This window comes from Streptomyces sp. NPDC060028, assembly GCF_042736725.1.
Lineage (GTDB): Bacteria > Actinomycetota > Actinomycetes > Streptomycetales > Streptomycetaceae > Streptomyces.
In genome coordinates this window covers 20,679-37,004 of record NZ_JBHWVJ010000032.1, presented here as the reverse complement: position 1 = coordinate 37,004, position 16,326 = coordinate 20,679, and the positions used below count along the sequence as shown (strand labels likewise).

General features: G+C 68.5%; 18 protein-coding genes and 1 pseudogene. 8 read left to right on the top strand and 11 right to left on the bottom strand.

The window, feature by feature from the left end; all coding sequences use genetic code 11:
• A complete protein-coding gene (locus ACFWBF_RS18025; protein WP_385602293.1) occupies window positions 1-237 on the bottom strand; it encodes a hypothetical protein in 237 nt (78 codons plus the stop codon).
• Between the two features lie 325 nt (window positions 238-562).
• Here ACFWBF_RS18025 and ACFWBF_RS18020 point away from each other — a divergent pair, with 325 nt between their 5' ends.
• On the top strand, window positions 563-1,513 hold the full coding sequence (locus ACFWBF_RS18020; protein WP_385602290.1) for an SDR family NAD(P)-dependent oxidoreductase: 951 nt from the start codon (window positions 563-565) through the stop codon (window positions 1,511-1,513).
• A 92-nt stretch (window positions 1,514-1,605) separates the two neighbouring features.
• On the opposite strand, the gene ACFWBF_RS18015 is transcribed toward ACFWBF_RS18020, so the two are convergent.
• The 5 genes from ACFWBF_RS18015 to ACFWBF_RS17995 form a co-directional block, all read right to left on the bottom strand.
• Complete coding sequence (locus tag ACFWBF_RS18015; protein WP_385602287.1) at window positions 1,606-2,919, bottom strand: lipase family protein; 1,314 nt, start codon at window positions 2,917-2,919, stop codon at window positions 1,606-1,608.
• 262 nt (window positions 2,920-3,181) lie between these two features.
• Window positions 3,182-4,048 (bottom strand): SDR family oxidoreductase, encoded by an 867-nt coding sequence (locus tag ACFWBF_RS18010; RefSeq protein WP_385602284.1) that lies wholly within the window; start codon window positions 4,046-4,048, stop codon window positions 3,182-3,184.
• Window positions 4,049-4,115: 67 nt separating this feature from the next.
• On the bottom strand, window positions 4,116-4,589 hold the full coding sequence (locus ACFWBF_RS18005; protein ID WP_385602281.1) for a hypothetical protein: 474 nt from the start codon (window positions 4,587-4,589) through the stop codon (window positions 4,116-4,118).
• Window positions 4,590-4,736: 147 nt separating this feature from the next.
• Window positions 4,737-5,255, bottom strand: coding sequence for a MarR family winged helix-turn-helix transcriptional regulator (locus tag ACFWBF_RS18000; RefSeq protein WP_385602278.1), 519 nt, complete (start codon window positions 5,253-5,255; stop codon window positions 4,737-4,739).
• Window positions 5,256-5,389: 134 nt separating this feature from the next.
• Window positions 5,390-6,058: a class I SAM-dependent methyltransferase gene (locus ACFWBF_RS17995; RefSeq protein WP_385602275.1), complete on the bottom strand. Its 669-nt coding sequence runs from the start codon at window positions 6,056-6,058 to the stop codon at window positions 5,390-5,392.
• Between the two features lie 241 nt (window positions 6,059-6,299).
• Here ACFWBF_RS17995 and ACFWBF_RS17990 point away from each other — a divergent pair, with 241 nt between their 5' ends.
• Complete coding sequence (locus ACFWBF_RS17990; RefSeq protein WP_385602272.1) at window positions 6,300-7,280, top strand: hypothetical protein; 981 nt, start codon at window positions 6,300-6,302, stop codon at window positions 7,278-7,280.
• 84 nt (window positions 7,281-7,364) lie between these two features.
• On the opposite strand, the gene ACFWBF_RS17985 is transcribed toward ACFWBF_RS17990, so the two are convergent.
• On the bottom strand, window positions 7,365-7,898 hold the full coding sequence (locus ACFWBF_RS17985; protein WP_385602269.1) for a hypothetical protein: 534 nt from the start codon (window positions 7,896-7,898) through the stop codon (window positions 7,365-7,367).
• A gap of 224 nt (window positions 7,899-8,122) precedes the next feature.
• Window positions 8,123-8,968, bottom strand: a complete 846-nt coding sequence (locus ACFWBF_RS17980) for an SDR family oxidoreductase (protein WP_385602267.1) — start codon at window positions 8,966-8,968, stop codon at window positions 8,123-8,125.
• Between the two features lie 81 nt (window positions 8,969-9,049).
• Here ACFWBF_RS17980 and ACFWBF_RS17975 point away from each other — a divergent pair, with 81 nt between their 5' ends.
• From ACFWBF_RS17975 to ACFWBF_RS17960, 4 genes are all read left to right on the top strand, one after another.
• Entirely contained in the window at window positions 9,050-9,652 is a 603-nt protein-coding gene (locus ACFWBF_RS17975) for a TetR/AcrR family transcriptional regulator (RefSeq protein WP_385602265.1), read from the top strand.
• A 737-nt stretch (window positions 9,653-10,389) separates the two neighbouring features.
• Complete coding sequence (locus ACFWBF_RS17970; protein ID WP_385602262.1) at window positions 10,390-10,839, top strand: hypothetical protein; 450 nt, start codon at window positions 10,390-10,392, stop codon at window positions 10,837-10,839.
• A complete protein-coding gene (locus ACFWBF_RS17965) occupies window positions 10,836-11,567 on the top strand; it encodes a tyrosine-type recombinase/integrase (protein ID WP_385602259.1) in 732 nt (243 codons plus the stop codon). Before ACFWBF_RS17970 ends, ACFWBF_RS17965 begins: the two co-directional genes overlap by 4 nt.
• Window positions 11,568-11,719: 152 nt before the next feature.
• Entirely contained in the window at window positions 11,720-12,061 is a 342-nt protein-coding gene (locus tag ACFWBF_RS17960; protein ID WP_385602256.1) for a DUF5713 family protein, read from the top strand.
• 406 nt (window positions 12,062-12,467) lie between these two features.
• On the opposite strand, the gene ACFWBF_RS17955 is transcribed toward ACFWBF_RS17960, so the two are convergent.
• From ACFWBF_RS17955 to ACFWBF_RS17945, 3 genes and pseudogenes are all read right to left on the bottom strand, one after another.
• The gene (locus tag ACFWBF_RS17955) at window positions 12,468-13,127 is read right to left on the bottom strand and encodes a hypothetical protein (RefSeq protein WP_385602253.1); all 660 of its coding nucleotides are present in this window, start codon (window positions 13,125-13,127) and stop codon (window positions 12,468-12,470) included.
• Window positions 13,128-13,543: 416 nt separating this feature from the next.
• Window positions 13,544-14,101 (bottom strand): annotated as a pseudogene (locus ACFWBF_RS17950) (IS5/IS1182 family transposase); the annotation flags it as partial.
• Between the two features lie 80 nt (window positions 14,102-14,181).
• Window positions 14,182-14,610 carry a hypothetical protein gene (locus ACFWBF_RS17945; protein WP_385602250.1) on the bottom strand — a complete coding sequence of 143 codons (429 nt, stop codon included), beginning with the start codon at window positions 14,608-14,610 and terminating at the stop codon, window positions 14,182-14,184.
• A gap of 331 nt (window positions 14,611-14,941) precedes the next feature.
• On the opposite strand from ACFWBF_RS17945, the gene ACFWBF_RS17940 reads away from it, so the two are divergent.
• Window positions 14,942-15,649, top strand: a complete 708-nt coding sequence (locus tag ACFWBF_RS17940) for a 2-phosphosulfolactate phosphatase (protein WP_385602248.1) — start codon at window positions 14,942-14,944, stop codon at window positions 15,647-15,649.
• Between the two features lie 96 nt (window positions 15,650-15,745).
• Complete coding sequence (locus tag ACFWBF_RS17935; protein ID WP_385602245.1) at window positions 15,746-16,186, top strand: hypothetical protein; 441 nt, start codon at window positions 15,746-15,748, stop codon at window positions 16,184-16,186.
• The last annotated feature ends 140 nt before the right edge of the window (window positions 16,187-16,326 follow it).

Here is a 16,326-nt window from a genome sequence, read left to right as displayed (position 1 = left end):
TCACCTCTCTCCGGCGCCGCCGGCAGGAACCCCGACGACGATCTCGACCTCGCGGTCAGCGGTCCTCTCCGTCAGGCGGCTTCCGGGGGGAAGGGACCGGACCCGCTCGGAGAGTCCCTGCTGCGCGACCTCCGCACGCCGAACATCGGATCGCTCCTTGATCGCGCAGTACGCGATGCGCACCAGGCAACCCATCCCCACCGTCCCCCCTGCCACGACCACGCTCGCCGGATCCATACGTGCTCCTCCACCTTGGCGGGGCGGGTGCTCCGCGTACGTCTCTTAGAGCAAATCGGCGCAGGAAACGTGAAAAGCGCAGATCAGGGAGGGCGAAGTCCGGCCATGCCTGCGGACCGGGGACGCGGGGGTGCTCCGGTTGGCCAATGTGACGCGTACCGGCACGGGGCGGCGACGGGCCGGCACCGTGTCGGCGGGGTGTCGGCCGTCCGGCGGGACTGTCGGTGATCCATGGGCGGTGTGTCGGTGGCCGCCGGAACCGTGGGTGCCGAGTTGCCCAAGAGAGCAACCCCAGTTGTCTTCACCAGCAAGGGACCCCCATCGCATGTCGTCCACAGCCCCCACCCCGCCCTGGAATGTCCAACGGCTGCCCGGTGCCGATGGCCGCGTCTTCCTGGTCACCGGCGGCAACGCCGGCATCGGGTACTTCGTCGCGGAGCAGTTGTCGGCGACCGGAGCCACCGTCGTACTCGGCAGCCGGAATCCCGCCAAGGCCGAGGTCGCCACGGCCTCGATCCGGGCGCGTGTCCGCGGCGCGCGGGTGCGGGCCGTACGGATGGACCTCGCCGACCTCCCGTCGCTCGAAACAGCGGTGGAATCGCTGGAGGTGGAGCGCCTTGACGCGGTGGTCCACAACGCCGGCGTCGCGCTTGACGACCCGCCGCGCAAGGAGACCGGGGACGGTCACGAGCTGATGTTCGGCACGAACCACCTCGGGCACTTCGCCCTGACCCGGTGGCTGATGCCGCTGCTGTCGGCCGCGCCGGCGGCCCGCGTCGTGACCATGGGCAGCTTCGCGGCCAAGTCCGAGCGGCTCGACCTGGACGACCTGCAGTCCCGGGCGGACTACCGGCCCGAGCGCACCTACGGACGCTCCAAGTTGGCGCAGATGTACTTCGGCGTCGAACTCGACCGCCGCCTGCGCGCTGCCGGCAGCACGGTGGCGAGCGTGGTGGTCCATCCCGGCGGCGCGCTGGACTCCCTCACCCCGTCACGGCCACCGGTCCATGTGCGCACCACCGGCGCACGGCTGAGCGCGGCACCTGCGGCCCTCCTCGTCCAGGGCAAGCACGCCGGCGCATGGCCCGCGGTGCGAGCGGTGCTCGGCCCGGCCGTGCGTGGGGGCCAGCTGTGGGGACCGCGCGTCTTCGGCCTGCGCGGCGAGCCCCGCCGTGAACCGGTGTGGAACCACCTCGCCGACACCTCCGTCGCGGCGCGGTTGTGGGACGCCAGCCGTGACCTGACGGGCGTCGACCCCGGCGCCGTCCCCCGATAGCCCCGGGCGCGCGTACGCCGGCACAACCCGACGAAGGCTCCCGGCCGGTGTGGTCCACCGGCCGGGAGCCTTCGTACGTACGTCGCCTCGGGTCAGTCGCAGTTGGAGGGGGCGGGACGGCCCGCGAAGCGGTCCGCGATCCAGCCCAGGTACTCCGGCTCCGCGACGTCGGGGATCGTCTGGTGCGTCGCGCCCTCGTACTTCGTGTACTCGATCGGCTCGTCGAAGCGGCAGGCCCGCTTCACGTACTCGTCGGTCGAGTTCGGGTTGATGACGGTGTCCGCCGTCCCCTGCATCACGAGCACCGGCACCAGCGAGGTGACCAGGCCCGCGGTGTTCTCGCGGAAGCGCTGGTGCCAGATCTCCGGTACCTCCGACAGCGGCTTGAACAGCGTGTCGAGCTGCCCGTTGTTCCCCACGTTGTTCTGGATCACGTCGGAGAAGTGCTCGATGCACGCCACCCCGTCACCCCTGAGCGCCTCCAGGCCGGCCGGCTTCAGCACGTCCGTGGCCTTCAGCTCGGGGTAGGCCGCGAGGAAGCCCCGGTAGACGTTGATCCGCAGCGCCGCGTTGTGGGCGGCGGAGGTGGCATCGGTCGGGCCGGGCAGCACCAGGCCCTCGAAGTCCGGTCCCAGGTTGGCCGCGGGCGCCAGCCCCGCGACGCCGACGAGCTGGGTCTCGGGGGTGTACGAGGTGTAGTTCTGGCCGGCGAACAGCGCCGCGCCGCCGCCCTGCGACCAGCCCAGGATCGCCGTCTTGCGGTTCGAGTGGGTGGCGGTGATCTGGCGGGCCGCCCGGACCGAGTCCAGGACGTTGTTCGTCTCCGTGACGGCGACCGTGTACTGGTGCACGCCCGGAGTGCCCAGACCCTGGTAGTCGGTGCCGACCACGACGTCACCGGAGTCGAGGAACTGCGTCAGCGCCGGCACGCCGACGTCGATGCCGAAGGGGCTGTCGTAGGTGAAGTAGTCCACCAGGTCGACGGCCGGCCGCGGCGCCGCGGAGGGTGCGCACATGCGCGGCCCGCCCACGGTCCCGTGCGCCCAGGCCACGACGTTGCGGCCGCTGCGCGGCGCGGGCGCGTCGGGCCAGGCCACGATGCCCGAGACCGCGACGGGGGTACCGCTCTGGAGGGTCGAGAGGTACAGGATCCGGCAGGCGCGCGCACCGTTGGGGGCGTCGACGCGGCGGGCCCAGATCAGGTCGCCGTGGTCACCCTCGGGCAGCGGCGACGGCGGGTCGTAGAACTTCTCGCCCTCCGGGCCGATCGGTGCGCCCGGGGCGCACAGGCCCCCGGCTCCCTTGCCGCCGTCCGGGTTCGTGCTCGCGGTGGCAGCGGTGCCACAGCTCAGCGCGAGGAACGCGGCCGCACAGGCCGCGGTGATCGCCGAAAGCGGTCGTCTCATGTGCAAGTCCATTCGCTCGGTGCGTGCCGGACGAGAGACTAGGGAGCAGGACACATAATGTCGCCAACTGTGACTATTCGTACCATTTGTGTCGCGTCAGCCCTGGCCACCCCGCGGGGAGGGAACGGGGGCGGAGCGGGACGGACCTACGCCCTGCCGGGCGGAGACTCACCCGCTTCGCCTACCGCCGAGCCGATGACTGGTCATCTGCCTTGTGCGCCGGGAGGGTTCGCAGTCTCGGGGCCAGGCTTGAGCCGGCGACCTATCGGCGGAAGTGGCCGTGGTGTTCGTGCAGGAAGGCGTCGAGGGTGCGGGGCGGGCGGCCGAGGATGTCGCTGACGGTGGTGGTCGGGGTTTCGGGTCGGGCGATGGCGAGTTGCTGGATCTCCGTCACGTGGTCGGCGAGCCAGGTGGGCATGTGGGCGTTGTGGATGAGGTCGTCGCGCAGTTCGTCCGGGGTGAGGTTGACGTAGCGGATCGGATCGCCGGTCAGGGCGGTCAGTCGTGAGGCGAGTTCGGGGTAGGAGACGGCTTCGGGTCCGGTCAGGGTGTAGGTGGCGCCGGCGATGCCGGGTCTGGTGAGGACGGCGGCGGCGACGTCGCCGATGTCGCGGCAGTCGACGTGGTTGATGGGCGCGTCGCCCGTCGTGGCGCGGATGACGCCCTGGGCGACGGTGGGGGCCAGGCGCAGGAGGTTCTGCATGAACGCGTAGGGGCGCAGGATGGTGTGGGTGAGTCCGCTGGCGCGCAGGTGTTCCTCGACGGCGTGGTGTCCGCGGGAGATGGCGACCGGGGAGTCGGGTTCGGCGGCGGGCGCGGAGATCTTGACGATGTGTCCGATGCCGGTGTGGGCGGCGATGTCGATGACGCGGGTTTCGAGTTCGACCTGGGCGGGGCTGTTGGCCATGGCGAGGAAGAGCTGGCCGGCGCCCTTGAAGGCGGTGCGCAGGGAGTGGGGGTCGGTGGCGTCGGCGTACTGGACCTCGACGGGCGGTCGGTGCGCGCCGGTTGTGCCGGGGATCGGCCTGTGCGGGGTACGGGTCAGCGCGCGGACGGGTGCGCCGAGTGCGAGGAGGCTGTGGAGCAGGGCGTTTCCGGTTGCTCCGGTCGCTCCCATGACAGCGATCATCGTGTGCTCATTCCTTGGTGACTTACCGGCGACGGGTGCTGCCGGGGCGGGTTATGTCGGGGGCGGGCTATGTCAGGGGTGCGGTGGTGGTGCTGCGCCAGCGCAGGGTGACGATGGTGGTGGCGAGGGCTGCGGAGACGGGCAGGTCGATGCGCAGGCGCTCCAGCCATGGGGCGGCGGGGATCGGGGTGTGGGCGGGTAGCCATTGGGCGGCGAACCACCCCAGCAGGGCCGCCGCGCCGGCGGCGGTGATGACGAGTGCGGCGGTCAGGGCGACGAGCGGCGCGGTGGTGGTCCACCGTCGGGGCTGCCCGCCGTGCCGCAGCCAGATGCCGACCAGGAACGCCACCACGGCGGAGGTGCCGGCTATGGAGGTGCAGGCGGCCACGGCCAGGTCTCGCTGCCCGGTGACGACTCCGGCGCTGCCGGCCATCAGCGCGGGGGCGGCGTAGGCGGTCAGCACCTCGCGCCACAGGGTGAACGGCCGGGATGGCCGGGAGGCTGTGCGGTTTCTGCTGGTTCTGTCTTTCGTTGCGGGCATGCCGACCTCTTTCTCGTTCGTGTGAGGGAAGCGAAGGGTTGCGGCAGGCGGGGGCACCTGGCCGCCTCGTAAGTAATTAGCGGGCTAATTACCGCCTCGTAAAAAGGGCCCTGCCCGGGAAGGCGGGGCCAAACAGTTGAGAGCCGGTCAGTCAGCGGCCAGGGCCGCACTGCCGCGCACGACGCGGGCGAGCAGATCCAGGAACACCGCGCGCTCCTCGACGGAAAGCCCGCCCACCATCGCCTCCAGCCGCCCGAAATGCTCGGCCGCCATGTCGCGCAGGCGCTGCGCCCCGCGCGCGGTCAGGACGGCCACAGTGCCCCGGCCGTCCTCCGTGGACGGGCGGCGGGCGATCAGACCCTCGCGCTCAAGGCCGTCCAGCAGGCCGGTGACCGTGGCCCTGGAGACGTCGAGGTCGCCTGCGAGGCGCGAGGGGGATTTCTCCCCGCCGTGGTCCTCGAGGTCGGCGAGCAGGCGGTAGCGCCCCGTCGACAGGCCGAACCTGGCAAAGTGCGCCTCGGCCGCCCGGCCGACCCTCGCGCCCGCCGAGATCAGCCGTACCGCGACCAGGACCGCCTGCGGATCGACCTCCAGGCCGTAGTGCTCGACCTGCTGCCTGGCCTGGTCCAGAGTGGGCACTTCGCCGTCGATACCGTCCCTCGTCATGTAAGTAATATGGCGCCTAATCATTTGACTGTCAAGGCCGCCCCGGGCTTGCCCCGGGCTCTGGCCTTGTTCAGGCTGCCGACTCGAACCGTCACATGCGTTCGGAGCCCTGTACCGCTTCCGGCATCTGGCCCTCAGGCGGGGCGCTTGGCCATGACGACCACGCCCGGCCCACTTTGCTCATCGGCGGGGAGCCGAAGCTCGGCGACCGGGCGCAGTCCGGCCTGCTCGATCAGGTCCACGAGCTGTTCCGGCCGCCATTTGTGCGTCGTCCAGCGAACGGGCACACCTCCGTACGCCTCGGTGCGCACCGCGTCTTCGTCGCCCACGTGTGTTGCGGTGATGAAGTGGCCGCCCGGCTTCAGGGCGCGCGCGAACATGGCGAGGACCTGAGGAAGGACGTCGCGAGGGAGGTTGAACAGCGACCACCAGCCGAGCACGCCGCCAAGGGACGCTTCTCCAAGGTCAAGGTCGGTGGCAGAGGCGGCACTGAAGCGGCATTGCGGATGAAGACGGCGGGCATTTTCGATCATGCGGGGTGAGAGATCGACACCGGACACGTCGAGCCCGCGTTCGGCGAGGTAGGCCGTCACCGTACCGGGCCCGCAGCCGACGTCGAGGACAGGTCCGAGCCCGCTCACCGTGTCGGCGAAAGCATCGATGGACGCCTTGAGCCATGGATGGCTACGGATGTCACCGAATCCCGTCGTCACCACCATGTGGGCGTAGTTGTCAGCCACCCGGTCATAGGACTCACGGACCACGTCAAGATCGACTGGACGGTCAATACGGTGTGCGCGCATCAGCCAACCATAGGGCGGCGGACTCGAAGGGCATCAGGATCGCTGTCGGCACTGCGGGGCATCGCATCGGGCCGGCGCCAGGTCGCGCAGCTCGTCCATGTCCGGGCGAATGGTGCCCGGTGACGCCCTGTGAGCCAAGTAGCAGCCCTTTTACGCCACCAAACCTCAGGCTCAAGCCAAACCATTTCGTATCTCACTTGAACTTCTGTGCACCACAGCCGCGCCCGGCCACAATGCCCCGGTGGCCTCACTGGAAGCTGTATACGGCGTGCTGGGCGTGCTCGGAGGCGCGACGATCGGCGCCTGGAGCGCCGCGCGCTTGCAGCGCAACGCACACAAGAGCACCACGGCGACTGCGGACGCGGAGAAGGCGGGGCGGACGAGTGAACTCGCCCTGGAAACCACCTCCACGGCCCGCATCGCCATCAGGGCCTGGGCTCTGTTCATGGAGCTGGCGATCCAGGACCTCGAAGCCGGACGGTCCCTGGACCTGGCCGCCTTCGACAGCGAGGTGAGAGCACTCCTCGGCGAGGTGACCGGGGCCCTCTTCCGTCTCGCCGCGATCCCCGGCATCACCTTTGCCGAATCGCCGGCGCAGATGAACTCACCCCTGACCCGTGCGACGAGCGACCTGCGGAGGGCCTTGCTGGCAAGGGAGGTCGGAACCCCGGGACGGCCCGGAGAGCCCATGTCCCTACTGCGTCTGGTGGAGCACGGCGCACACGGCATGAACGAATTCCTCATCCGCCAGACCGACCTTCTCGCCGGCCGCACCCAGCCCACACCGGTCCCGACCTCCGTGCGCGCTTCCCCCACCAGGCAGGAACCCACGGCTCCGCCCGGTCTCCCCCTGCCCGGCTCCCCACTTCCCCCTGAGCTCCAATCAGCACCACGCAGGGCGATGTCGGCACGCAACGTGCCCGCACCCTGCATGGCCCCAACAGTGCCCTTGTCGCGGCAAGGCACAGCAGCCCGGAACAACACGCGGCAGCGCAACTACGAGCCTTCACGGTGGGCCATTCGCTACACCTGGACGATCACCGACCCCGAGGTGTCGCACCCCGGACGCACGTACGAAAGCCAACGCGGATCCCGTGCAGAGGCGATAGCGGCCGCTCGTCAGCAAGGGTCGGCCGCGCACGAGGGGGTGCGCGTGACCGCGATCCACATCCGTCAGTCTCCTACCGCCGAGTGGGCGGAGGTCACGTTCGATACTCCGTGACGGACGCGGGTGTCGACTTTCGTAGGCCGTGAGCTGCTCGGACGCCCTGGCGACTCTGGGGCACGTAGTCCCGCTTCGGCAGGGTCAGTTGGCGCAGACGACGCTCAGGTCGTCGAGTCGCACGGCCCTTGGTGTCCCGTTCGCGCCGATGATGGACTCGACGAAGTTGTTGCTGTCCTCCTCGGCCGTCCATTCGACCTGGACTAGATGGTAGGTGCCGTTGGCGGTGAGCCAGGGCGCGGTGCTGATGAGCTGCCTGCCCTGGGGTGTCCAGACCCTGAGTTCGAACTGGAGGTCCTGGACGGGCTTGACGTAGATCCGCGCGGTGCAATAGCGGAAGCCCCGGCCGCACGATGCCCAGGCGCCCACCCGGGCCCAACCGCGGGTGGCGGACAGCCAGCCGTTGCCCTGCCCGTAACGAGCGCTGCCGGTGCCGATCTCGAAGCCGGCTTGGCCGTCGCCGCCCGCGAGGCGGTCCCAGGTTCCGATGTCGGCGGCTTCGAAGCCGTTGCTGATGCTCCTCACGTCGGCGTGGGCCGGTGGTGCCACCACCGGGGCCGCCAGGGATGCCAGGGCGAGGACGGCCCCTCGGGTCATACGCCGGGCACGTTTGCGCATGATCGCTCCGTAGTCGTCGGGGCGGACGTGGTGTCCAGGCTTTCACCGCCATCCGGACGGGCCAAGACGCAACTCGGACGATTGCCGGTGTCGCAAAGCCGTACCCCTGGCACCAGGACCAAGGCCAGGGCCAGGGCCGGGGCGCGCGCTGCCGGTGCGCGCTCTGGTCGTGCCGACTTGCTGCCCGGCCGGTACGTCGCCTTCCGCGCGCCCCGGGACGGGGGCTACCGGAAGGCCGGCAGATTGCGCGCGACCCACTCGCCGAAGGGCCTTGCCGGACGGCGCAGGACGTTCTCCACGTCAGGGCTGGTCATCTGCTCGGCCGGCAGCGGGACCCCGAGAATCTCCAGGGTGCCGTCGATGACCTCCTCGGGCATGAACTGCGCCATGTGGGCGCGGGCCTCCTCCCGGGACAGCTCGTTGAAGGCGACTTCCTCGCCCAGGGCCCGGGAGATCGCTGCGGCTTGTTGGCGCGGGCTGATGACCTCGGGTCCGGTCAGTTCGTACGTACGGCCCGTGTGCCCCTCTTCGCGCAGTGCGGCTGCAGCGACCGCAGCGATGTCGGCCGGGTCGACGAGGGGCAGGGCCGCATCGCCGAAGGGGGCGAAAACGGTGCGCTTGGTGCGGACCGACTCGGCCCAGGCGAAGGCGTTGGAGGCGAATCCGCTCGGGCGCAGGATCGTGAAGTCCGTTCCGGACGCGCGCACGGCGGCCTCGAAGTCGCGCAGGCGGGTGTGTGAGAGGGCCTCCGGGCGAGTGGAGTTGATCTGCGAGGAGAGCAGGACGATCCGCTTGACCCCGGCGTCCAGGGCTGCGTCGAGAAGGGCGTCCGGGCTTTCGCCGTGGCCGTTGAGCTCGCCGCCCAGCAGGAGGAAGAAGGCGTCGGCGCCTTCGAGGACGGGCCGCATGCTCGCACCGTTGCCGACGTCGGCTCGGGCGTGCCGGCTCCCGGCCGGGAGCCCTTCGGGCAGCGGACGTCGCGAGACGGCCACGACGTCTTCGCCTGCCTCGGCCAGCAGGGGCACCAAGGTCCGTCCGATGTTGCCGGTCGCGCCTGTCACAACGATCACTGCGATTCCCCCGCGTAAGTTAGTTGACTGACTTACACGACACTAACACGACCATACCGGGGATTGTCTATAGTTAGTTGGGTGACTGACTCAGCGAAACCCCGGGCGCGGGCAGCCGACAAGCGCCGACGACTCACGACCGAGGCGGCCCGGGTCCTGCACGAGCAGGGCGTCGAGCGCACCACCCTCGCGGACATCGCGCACGCGGCCGACGTTCCCGTGGGGAACGTCTACTACTACTTCAAGACCAAGGACGAGCTGGTCCTGGCCGCGCTCTCCGAGCACAGCGGACACCTGGACGAACTCATCAGCCGTCTGGACCAGTTGCCCGACCCGCGCGCCCGCCTCAAGACCCTGATCGAGGCCTGGGTCGACCAGCGCGAGGTCACCGCCCGCTACGGCTGCCCCACCGGCACCCTGGCCGTCGAACTCGGCAAACGCGCGGACGGGACCCTCGACACAGAGGCCGGCACCCTGATCCGGCGCCTGCTCGACTGGGCCGGCGACCAGTTCCGCGCCCTGGGCCTACCCGACCCGGACGACCTCGCCCTCACCCTCATCTCCGGCTACCAGGGCATGTCGCTCCTGGCCAACGCCCTGCGCGACCCGGACATCATGTCCCGCCAGGGCGCCCGACTCCTGCACTGGCTCGACTCCCTGCAGGCTCCCGGCCAAACCCCCTGACCCGGCGAGTGACCATCGGGCAACGACCGGCGGCCCGGCCCCCGTTCTGACGACGGTCTGGGGCGGCCCACCTGGATATGCGGGCGGTCTTCAAGCGCGGCATCGCAGTGTCTCCAGCGGGGGGGGTGGCGAGGAAGTCCGTCCAGAAGTCCGCGCCGAACTTCCGCACGCCGGCTTCGGTGACCACCAGCGGGCCCCAGGTCACCCCTGGAGAACTGACCACGCGGTCATTTTGGGAGGATGCAAGCCACGGATCGAATGGCCCGCCCTGGATGCACTTGCAGTCGAATTTACGAGGCGAGAATTCCCTACGAGTCCGTCAGATCAGTTGAGCTGACACACCTTCGGGGGTGCAGGCCGAGTGAAATCCTGGGTGCTGCCAAGCCATTCAGCCACGAAATGCGGCGGGTTACTCGACAGAAATGAGCGCCCGTTGCAGGGGTGCGGCTTCGCGGCGCTGCCCCCTGCAGCACCCCGCCCGCACTGGTCACTCGTACCGCCGCGGAGGATGCGCGCCAGGCAGCCCCCCTCCCCGGCAGCTAGATCTGCAAATTTCGCGCGGACCGCCGGAAAATCGACCCACAGAACGGCCCCTGGAACGCCCGAACTCCAACGTCCCGGCGTGATGGGATCGCCACCCCCACCCGAGGCCGTCAGCGGGCCTTCTGCGGATTCCCCCCTCCTCCCCCTCAGCGACTGAAGCGACTGAAGCGACTGAAGCGACCGACACTGAAGAAGTGTTCGACGCGGAACTCGTCGAGGACGAACACCCGGACCACACCGCGCCCCTGCCGGCGACGCGCGCCCCCGCCCCTCCCCCGCGCTACGCACTCACCCGCGACACTGTCCTCGCCGAGGGCGAGCTGCCGCCACCTCTCGACGTGCAACCCGCCTTCACCGAGAGGGACCTCAGCGTCTCGGCCGCCGTCAAGGACCGGTTCGAACGGCGCGGCGCCAAGAACACCCGCCTCAACCGGGACTCCTCCCGCACCGCGTACGAACGCTGGTGCGCGGACCACGGCCGGATCGCCCGACCCACCACGACCACCGCGAACCTCACCGAGTACGTCGGCCACCTCATCGACACCGACCGCTACAAGCCCGACACCTGCTGCAGTACGTATCGCGCATCGTCACCTGGTACCCGAAGGGCGAACGCCCCGACGACTCCCTCGCCCGCGAGATGATCGCGACCTACCGCGCAGAGGAATGGGCCCCGGCGGCCGAGGGCCGCACCGAGCAGTCGGCCGCCATGCAGATCTCGTACCTGGTCAGGGTCCTGGACGCCATCGACGAGACCACCCGCATCGACCGCCGCGACGCGGCCATGCTCGCCCTCGTGTACGGCAAGCTCTCCCGCCGCATCGAAGCGGCGGACCTCCTCGTCGAGCACGTCCGCATCTCGGACTCCGAAGTCTGGGTCTACACCGTCAAATCGAAGACCGACCAGAAGGTCAAGGGCTCCTGGCGCCGCATCAGCTACCGCGCCGACCTCCAACTCGTTACCCGACTCCGCTCCTGGCTCCGTGACCTGCACGAACTCGGAGCCGACCAGCCCCGCTCCCCGCTCTTCCGCGCCCTGACCGTCAAGGGCAACCTCGCCAACCGCACCCTCGCCACCGACCGCGGCAACCACCTGTCCGGCCGAGCCGTGAACGAGATGGCCAAAAAGCGCGCAGCCGCAGCCGGCCTCCCGTACATCGCCGGCCTCAAGGTCACCGCCCACTCCTGGCGCGCGGGCTCGAACACCGACATGAGCAAGGCGGGCGTCCCCCTCAAACTCCGCAACCGGGCAGGCGGCTGGGCCAAGGACTCCCGCCGGGCGGACACCACATACGACCGCCCGGACAACACCGACACCATCGACCCGATGGACGCGGTCCCGCTGTACGGCAACTTCACACCGCCCGCTTGAGGACCCCGCCAGCAGTCCGGTAGACCCTTCCCCCATAGAGCCTGGGTGTGAAAGTCCTGCTCGCGTGGGGTCTGGCGTACATAGGGGGCGTCGTTGTCAGTGGTGCTGTGCATGATCGACGCGTCAGCTCTTCACGGAGACAGGAAAGCGCCATGCCGATCACAAACCAGCAGGTAACGGGACACGCGTTCCTGCGGCAGATGTACGACGACTCATACTTCCCTGATCGCGTAGTCGACCAGGGGAAGGCGATCCTGCTGCGGCTGTGCGAACGAATTGAGGCCGAGCAGCCGTCGGATCCGGCGACCTTGTATGCGCTCACCCAGGCTGCGACGGCGGAGTTCAACCTGCTGGACAGGAAGTTCGTGGCGGCCGGGAGCGGGATCGAGACGGCTGCGCGTGAGTGGATCTGTGACGAGTTTTGTTTCGTCGCGTCGGCGTACGGGTTCACGAACGCGGATGCGGAGGAGCTGACCGCCGGCCGGGACTGGTGAACGAGGACGGGAAAGCCACCTCCGGTCAAAGCCATTCGCCGTCCCCAGCGATGTCGCGGGCAGGAGCACGGATGAGGATCCTGGCCGAGATCGTCAGGCTGGCCCGGAGACAATCGCGTGATGAGTCGTAGCGCATCGGCCGGATCGGGTGATCGTGTGACGACCTGCATCGGCGGGGGCAGTGACACGGAGATGTGCCGTGCATGAATGCCATGGTGCTGTAGCGCGATACCGTCCCCCGTCGTGTGGCCACGCTGACGTGGCATGCTGCCACCACGCGCGCTGCGACATCGCTGCTGGAGTAGCGCGTCCGACCGTCCCTAAAGTGCCTGGAGCGACGCCGCGATAAGGGCGGTACCGATACCCGCCGTTAGGCGGGGCATCCTTTCGGCACGGCCGGCCATGGTCATTGACTCGGCACGATGATTGTAAAGGTAGCGGTGCTTCGTCCTCCGCAGCAGTTCTCTGCCTCTGCGGTAATCGTCCACGTGCCTGAGGATGCGAAGAATTCGCGCTTCTCCGTCATGTTTGCGTATTTGTGCTCTCCGCAAGAGGTCTTTTTTTCGATGAGATCGTCAAGGTGGAAGGAGAAGGATTGTCTCACCGAACCGGATGGCGCGTCCTGTTGCGGAGGCTGGGGGTTGAAGTTTCCTGACAGAAGGCCAGGCGCCTGGTAGGTAACGCTGTGCGAGTCGGGCAAGCTGGAACATTTGGCGCCAGCGACGTTCCCGGTGACCTTGGCCCATTTGGAGCCTTGGTCATCATCCGCGTACACACGGATATCGGCCTTGCTTTCGCCAAGCCAGTTGGAATCTATGGTGAATTGCCCGCCGCTGTTGATTGTCGCTTGTGATCCTCGCCCCGTCGCCGGGCTCCCATTCCACTTCAGGATGTAGATCTTGGGTGGGGTTGAGTCTGATCCGGGCGTTCCTGAGTCCGAACAGGTGCTGGCCGTTCCCATGATCAGTGCACCAACGGCTAGCGGGGTGATGATTCCGACGGTACGGCGACTAAGGCCCAGTTTAGAGTTGCGCTTCTCGGTGCGAGAACTGGCTAGATAGCTCATGAGTATCGCAGCCTTCCGGGGTCAGCTGGCAACCACAGGCACCTGGGGCCGTCGTGGCGGTATGAATTCCCCGCGCTTGGCCCCGCTCGCGATTTCTGCTACAGCCTCGACTTTCGCGGCCTCGTGGCGGGATTGGAAGCCGCTGGAAGGGAATTATGGTTTCGAGGCCGCGCGCGCCCTTCCCCTTTGACCGTACGACTGGTTGCGGTTGTCGGCAACAGGTTGACAATTTAGTCAAATTTGCAATTGATGACCGAGCAATGGGTTTGGTTGGAAACGGATGGCTGCCTGCTGTCGGGAGCGGGCGAGTTCGGGAACCCAGTTCTCGACGTGGTGAAGCCCTGCGGTAGGGCGGGCTTTGATGCGCGTGCTTCGGGGCGGCCACCGCGAGGACCTTCTGCCCGGAGCCGGAGCCGGGGCTGGGGCCCTTTCCGGGCGATCTCGCCAGTGAAGCCGAACTCGTCCAGCAGGGAACGGGTCTTGTCACTGTCGTATCCGCGGTCAAGGTTCACGTTCACCTCTGTAGGCAGGGGCTCGACTTGGGCTTTCATCGGTTGGCGCCGGCGGAGACGATGCCCAGCGGCGCCCCGGCCTCATCCGGGGACACCGATCGCTCAGGCCCCGTTTGCCCCGGTCGACTGGTGAGCGGCCGGCCTGCTGGCCACTCGAGGGTGCCTTGGTGATGCAGCCGTCCACGGCGATCTCGGCCAGTCCGAGGCCGATCGTGCGGTCGTGCGCTTCCAGCGCCAGCGCGAAGACCTGCTCCGACACGACATCCCTATCTGGGCCCAGGATTTGATGCGGCGCCGAATCGTGTGGTCCGAGCAGCCGGGACTGGAGATCCATTGGTACCCGGAACCGTGCACCAGAGCCTGCACGATGTGCTCGAAGATCACCCGGTCCGGGATCCGACGGCCGTGGCATCCCAGCGGATGGGTCGCCGCGAACTCTCCCCGCGTCGGCAGCAGGGTGATCGCTGAGCGCGTAGCGCCATGCTCGTGCCTGCCTCCGCGTCCGGGAGGGCGCCCCGGCGCGGCCGGCATCGTGCGCCGGTTTACGCGTGGGCGTCTGGCTCTTGGCCCTTCGGCGGACGACCAGCATGTCGGCGGCCCCGGACAAGACCCGCCGCCACCGCCACAACCATCAGCACGATCGCGACCAGATTGGGCCCGTAGGAAACTCCCATGAACCCCACGGCGCCCGGGTGTGACCGCACCTCGATGGAGCCTTCCGGGACGGTATCCGCCAGCAGCCCGTGCACCCACGCCAGGACCGCCGCACCGGCCACGCCCACTGCCAGCAGAGCCGCGGCACTCATGCCCGACCGGCGACCAGCACACCACCAGCCCCGCACCGTATCCACCGCCCCGATCATCAACGCAATCCCGAGCGCACCGGACGCGGCCATCCAGGCCCCGACAGCAACCGCGCCCAGCACCGAAGCGGCGAGACTCCCAGGCCCCCGCCCTGTCAACGCCTCCATGGACCCCTCCGGCGGGGCCACGCCGCGTGCCAGCAGCCAGCTCACTCCGCCCAGGACCGCCAGGCCGGCCGCACCCCGTGCCCACAGCATCCCGGCACCCCGGCGCCCGCTTCGTCTCTCCACCAGTTCCCCCAGACTGCCTAGTTGCGGATGCCAACCTACCAATCGGTAACGCGGCCATCTGCGGAGAGGCCAGGCCGGGAAGCGGTGGCCGGCCGTGAACCTCTACCTTGCCGCCGATCCATAGACGTTGTTTCCGGCCACAACCCCCGGGACCGTCGGTGTGATGCGTATCACTCTCTGGGTGCCTCGGGTCGGACCATGCGCGATCATGACCGGAATGGCTCGATTCCTTGGTATCACTGATCTGGTCGAACCCCCGTCCGTGGCGGTCGTAGTCGACGTCATGCGTGCTTTCACCGTGGCTGCCTGGGCCTTTGCCCAGGGAGCGGAAAAGATCGTTCTTGCCGGGTCGCTGGACCAAGCCCTGGCGCTCAAGGCTCGTCACCCGGATTGGGTGGCGCTCAAAGACGGGCCGCCCGCCCCCGGGTTCGACATGGTCAACTCGCCGGGCCTGCTCCGGTCTGTTGACCTTGGCGGACGGACCGTTGTGCAGAAAACCACGGCAGGGACAGTCGGTGCCCTTGCGGTCAAGGAGGCGCCGCTGGTGCTGTGCGCCAGCTTCGTGGTGGCGGAGGCAACGGCTCGGCTCTTGCGGACGCTCAAGAGTGACAGTGTCACGTTCGTGGTCACTGGCGACGATGGGCAGGCCGAAGAAGATCTGGCGTGTGCTCAATACATCGCTCGGAGCGTCACCGAGGCCGGGGTGGATGTTGCTGAGTTCCTCCGCCGCGCTGCCGAGTCGCGCGCCGCCGCCGAACTGGCGGAGGGGGTGCGTCAAGGAGCCCATCCTGATGACGTTGCGCTCTGTCTTGAGGTCGACCGGTTCCCCTTCGCCATGGTGGCGACCTTGGAAGACTCGCTCATGGTCCTGCGTCCACACGCAATGCCTTCGCTGACTGACGAGGACCCGGTCTGATCACTGGTGAGGTCTGCTTCGGCCTTGGGGACATCATCCGGTAGGGCGCCTCGATAATATTTTGACCGGAATCGTGGGAGGGGCGGGCGAGTAAGAGTGGACAGTGACCTGCGGCGTGCGGTCGTCGTGACGCTCGGCGAACTCGGGCGAAGCGATGACTGGCGTGACCGGGCGGATGCCGGTCACGGCCTGGCAGGGTTCGCCGAGATGCCGGAGGCCGTAGAGCCGCTGCTGGGGCTCGTGCTCGACCGTGGTGACACCTTCGTCACCCGGCGGACCGCGGAGGGCTTGCTTCGGCGAAAGGACAGGGTCGGACTGACGATCGTCGCGTCCGCACTGGCAGTCGCCAACGACAACCACGCCGATTGGATCCACACCGCAATCTTCGATGTCTTCAGCATCTTCTCGGACGACCTGGACGAGGCGCTACGGCTCTGCGAGGAGATGTCGGGCGACACCGACGATCGTGTTGCCCGGGGGGCCCGTCGGCTGCACGAGAGCCTGGCAGAGATCGATCCCGTTCTCCGCCCCTCATAGCGGGGGTTCGACCGCTGGTCTGAGGGTGTAGATCCTCGACGACGGGGCAGCGAAGAGCACGGTGCTCGGCGTATGCGACTGCCTCGGCGCCGAACGACGAGGCGTGAAGCAGCCGTTCATGCCCATCCACGCGGATACCG

What these genes read in the sequence shown, in the direction of transcription:
- ACFWBF_RS17985 (WP_385602269.1), bottom strand. Translation starts at nt 7,898, where the DNA reads ATGCGCAAACGTGCCCGGCGTATGACCCGAGGGGCCGTCCTCGCCCTG.
- ACFWBF_RS17965 (WP_385602259.1), top strand. Translation starts at nt 10,836, where the DNA reads ATGATCGCGACCTACCGCGCAGAGGAATGGGCCCCGGCGGCCGAGGGC.
- ACFWBF_RS17955 (WP_385602253.1), bottom strand. Translation starts at nt 13,127, where the DNA reads ATGAGCTATCTAGCCAGTTCTCGCACCGAGAAGCGCAACTCTAAACTG.
- ACFWBF_RS17940 (WP_385602248.1), top strand. Translation starts at nt 14,942, where the DNA reads ATGACCGGAATGGCTCGATTCCTTGGTATCACTGATCTGGTCGAACCC.
- ACFWBF_RS18025 (WP_385602293.1), bottom strand. Translation starts at nt 237, where the DNA reads ATGGATCCGGCGAGCGTGGTCGTGGCAGGGGGGACGGTGGGGATGGGT.
- ACFWBF_RS18000 (WP_385602278.1), bottom strand. Translation starts at nt 5,255, where the DNA reads ATGACGAGGGACGGTATCGACGGCGAAGTGCCCACTCTGGACCAGGCC.
- ACFWBF_RS18020 (WP_385602290.1), top strand. Translation starts at nt 563, where the DNA reads ATGTCGTCCACAGCCCCCACCCCGCCCTGGAATGTCCAACGGCTGCCC.
- ACFWBF_RS18015 (WP_385602287.1), bottom strand. Translation starts at nt 2,919, where the DNA reads ATGAGACGACCGCTTTCGGCGATCACCGCGGCCTGTGCGGCCGCGTTC.
- ACFWBF_RS18005 (WP_385602281.1), bottom strand. Translation starts at nt 4,589, where the DNA reads ATGCCCGCAACGAAAGACAGAACCAGCAGAAACCGCACAGCCTCCCGG.
- ACFWBF_RS17960 (WP_385602256.1), top strand. Translation starts at nt 11,720, where the DNA reads ATGCCGATCACAAACCAGCAGGTAACGGGACACGCGTTCCTGCGGCAG.
- ACFWBF_RS17995 (WP_385602275.1), bottom strand. Translation starts at nt 6,058, where the DNA reads ATGCGCGCACACCGTATTGACCGTCCAGTCGATCTTGACGTGGTCCGT.
- ACFWBF_RS17945 (WP_385602250.1), bottom strand. Translation starts at nt 14,610, where the DNA reads ATGGAGGCGTTGACAGGGCGGGGGCCTGGGAGTCTCGCCGCTTCGGTG.
- ACFWBF_RS18010 (WP_385602284.1), bottom strand. Translation starts at nt 4,048, where the DNA reads ATGATCGCTGTCATGGGAGCGACCGGAGCAACCGGAAACGCCCTGCTC.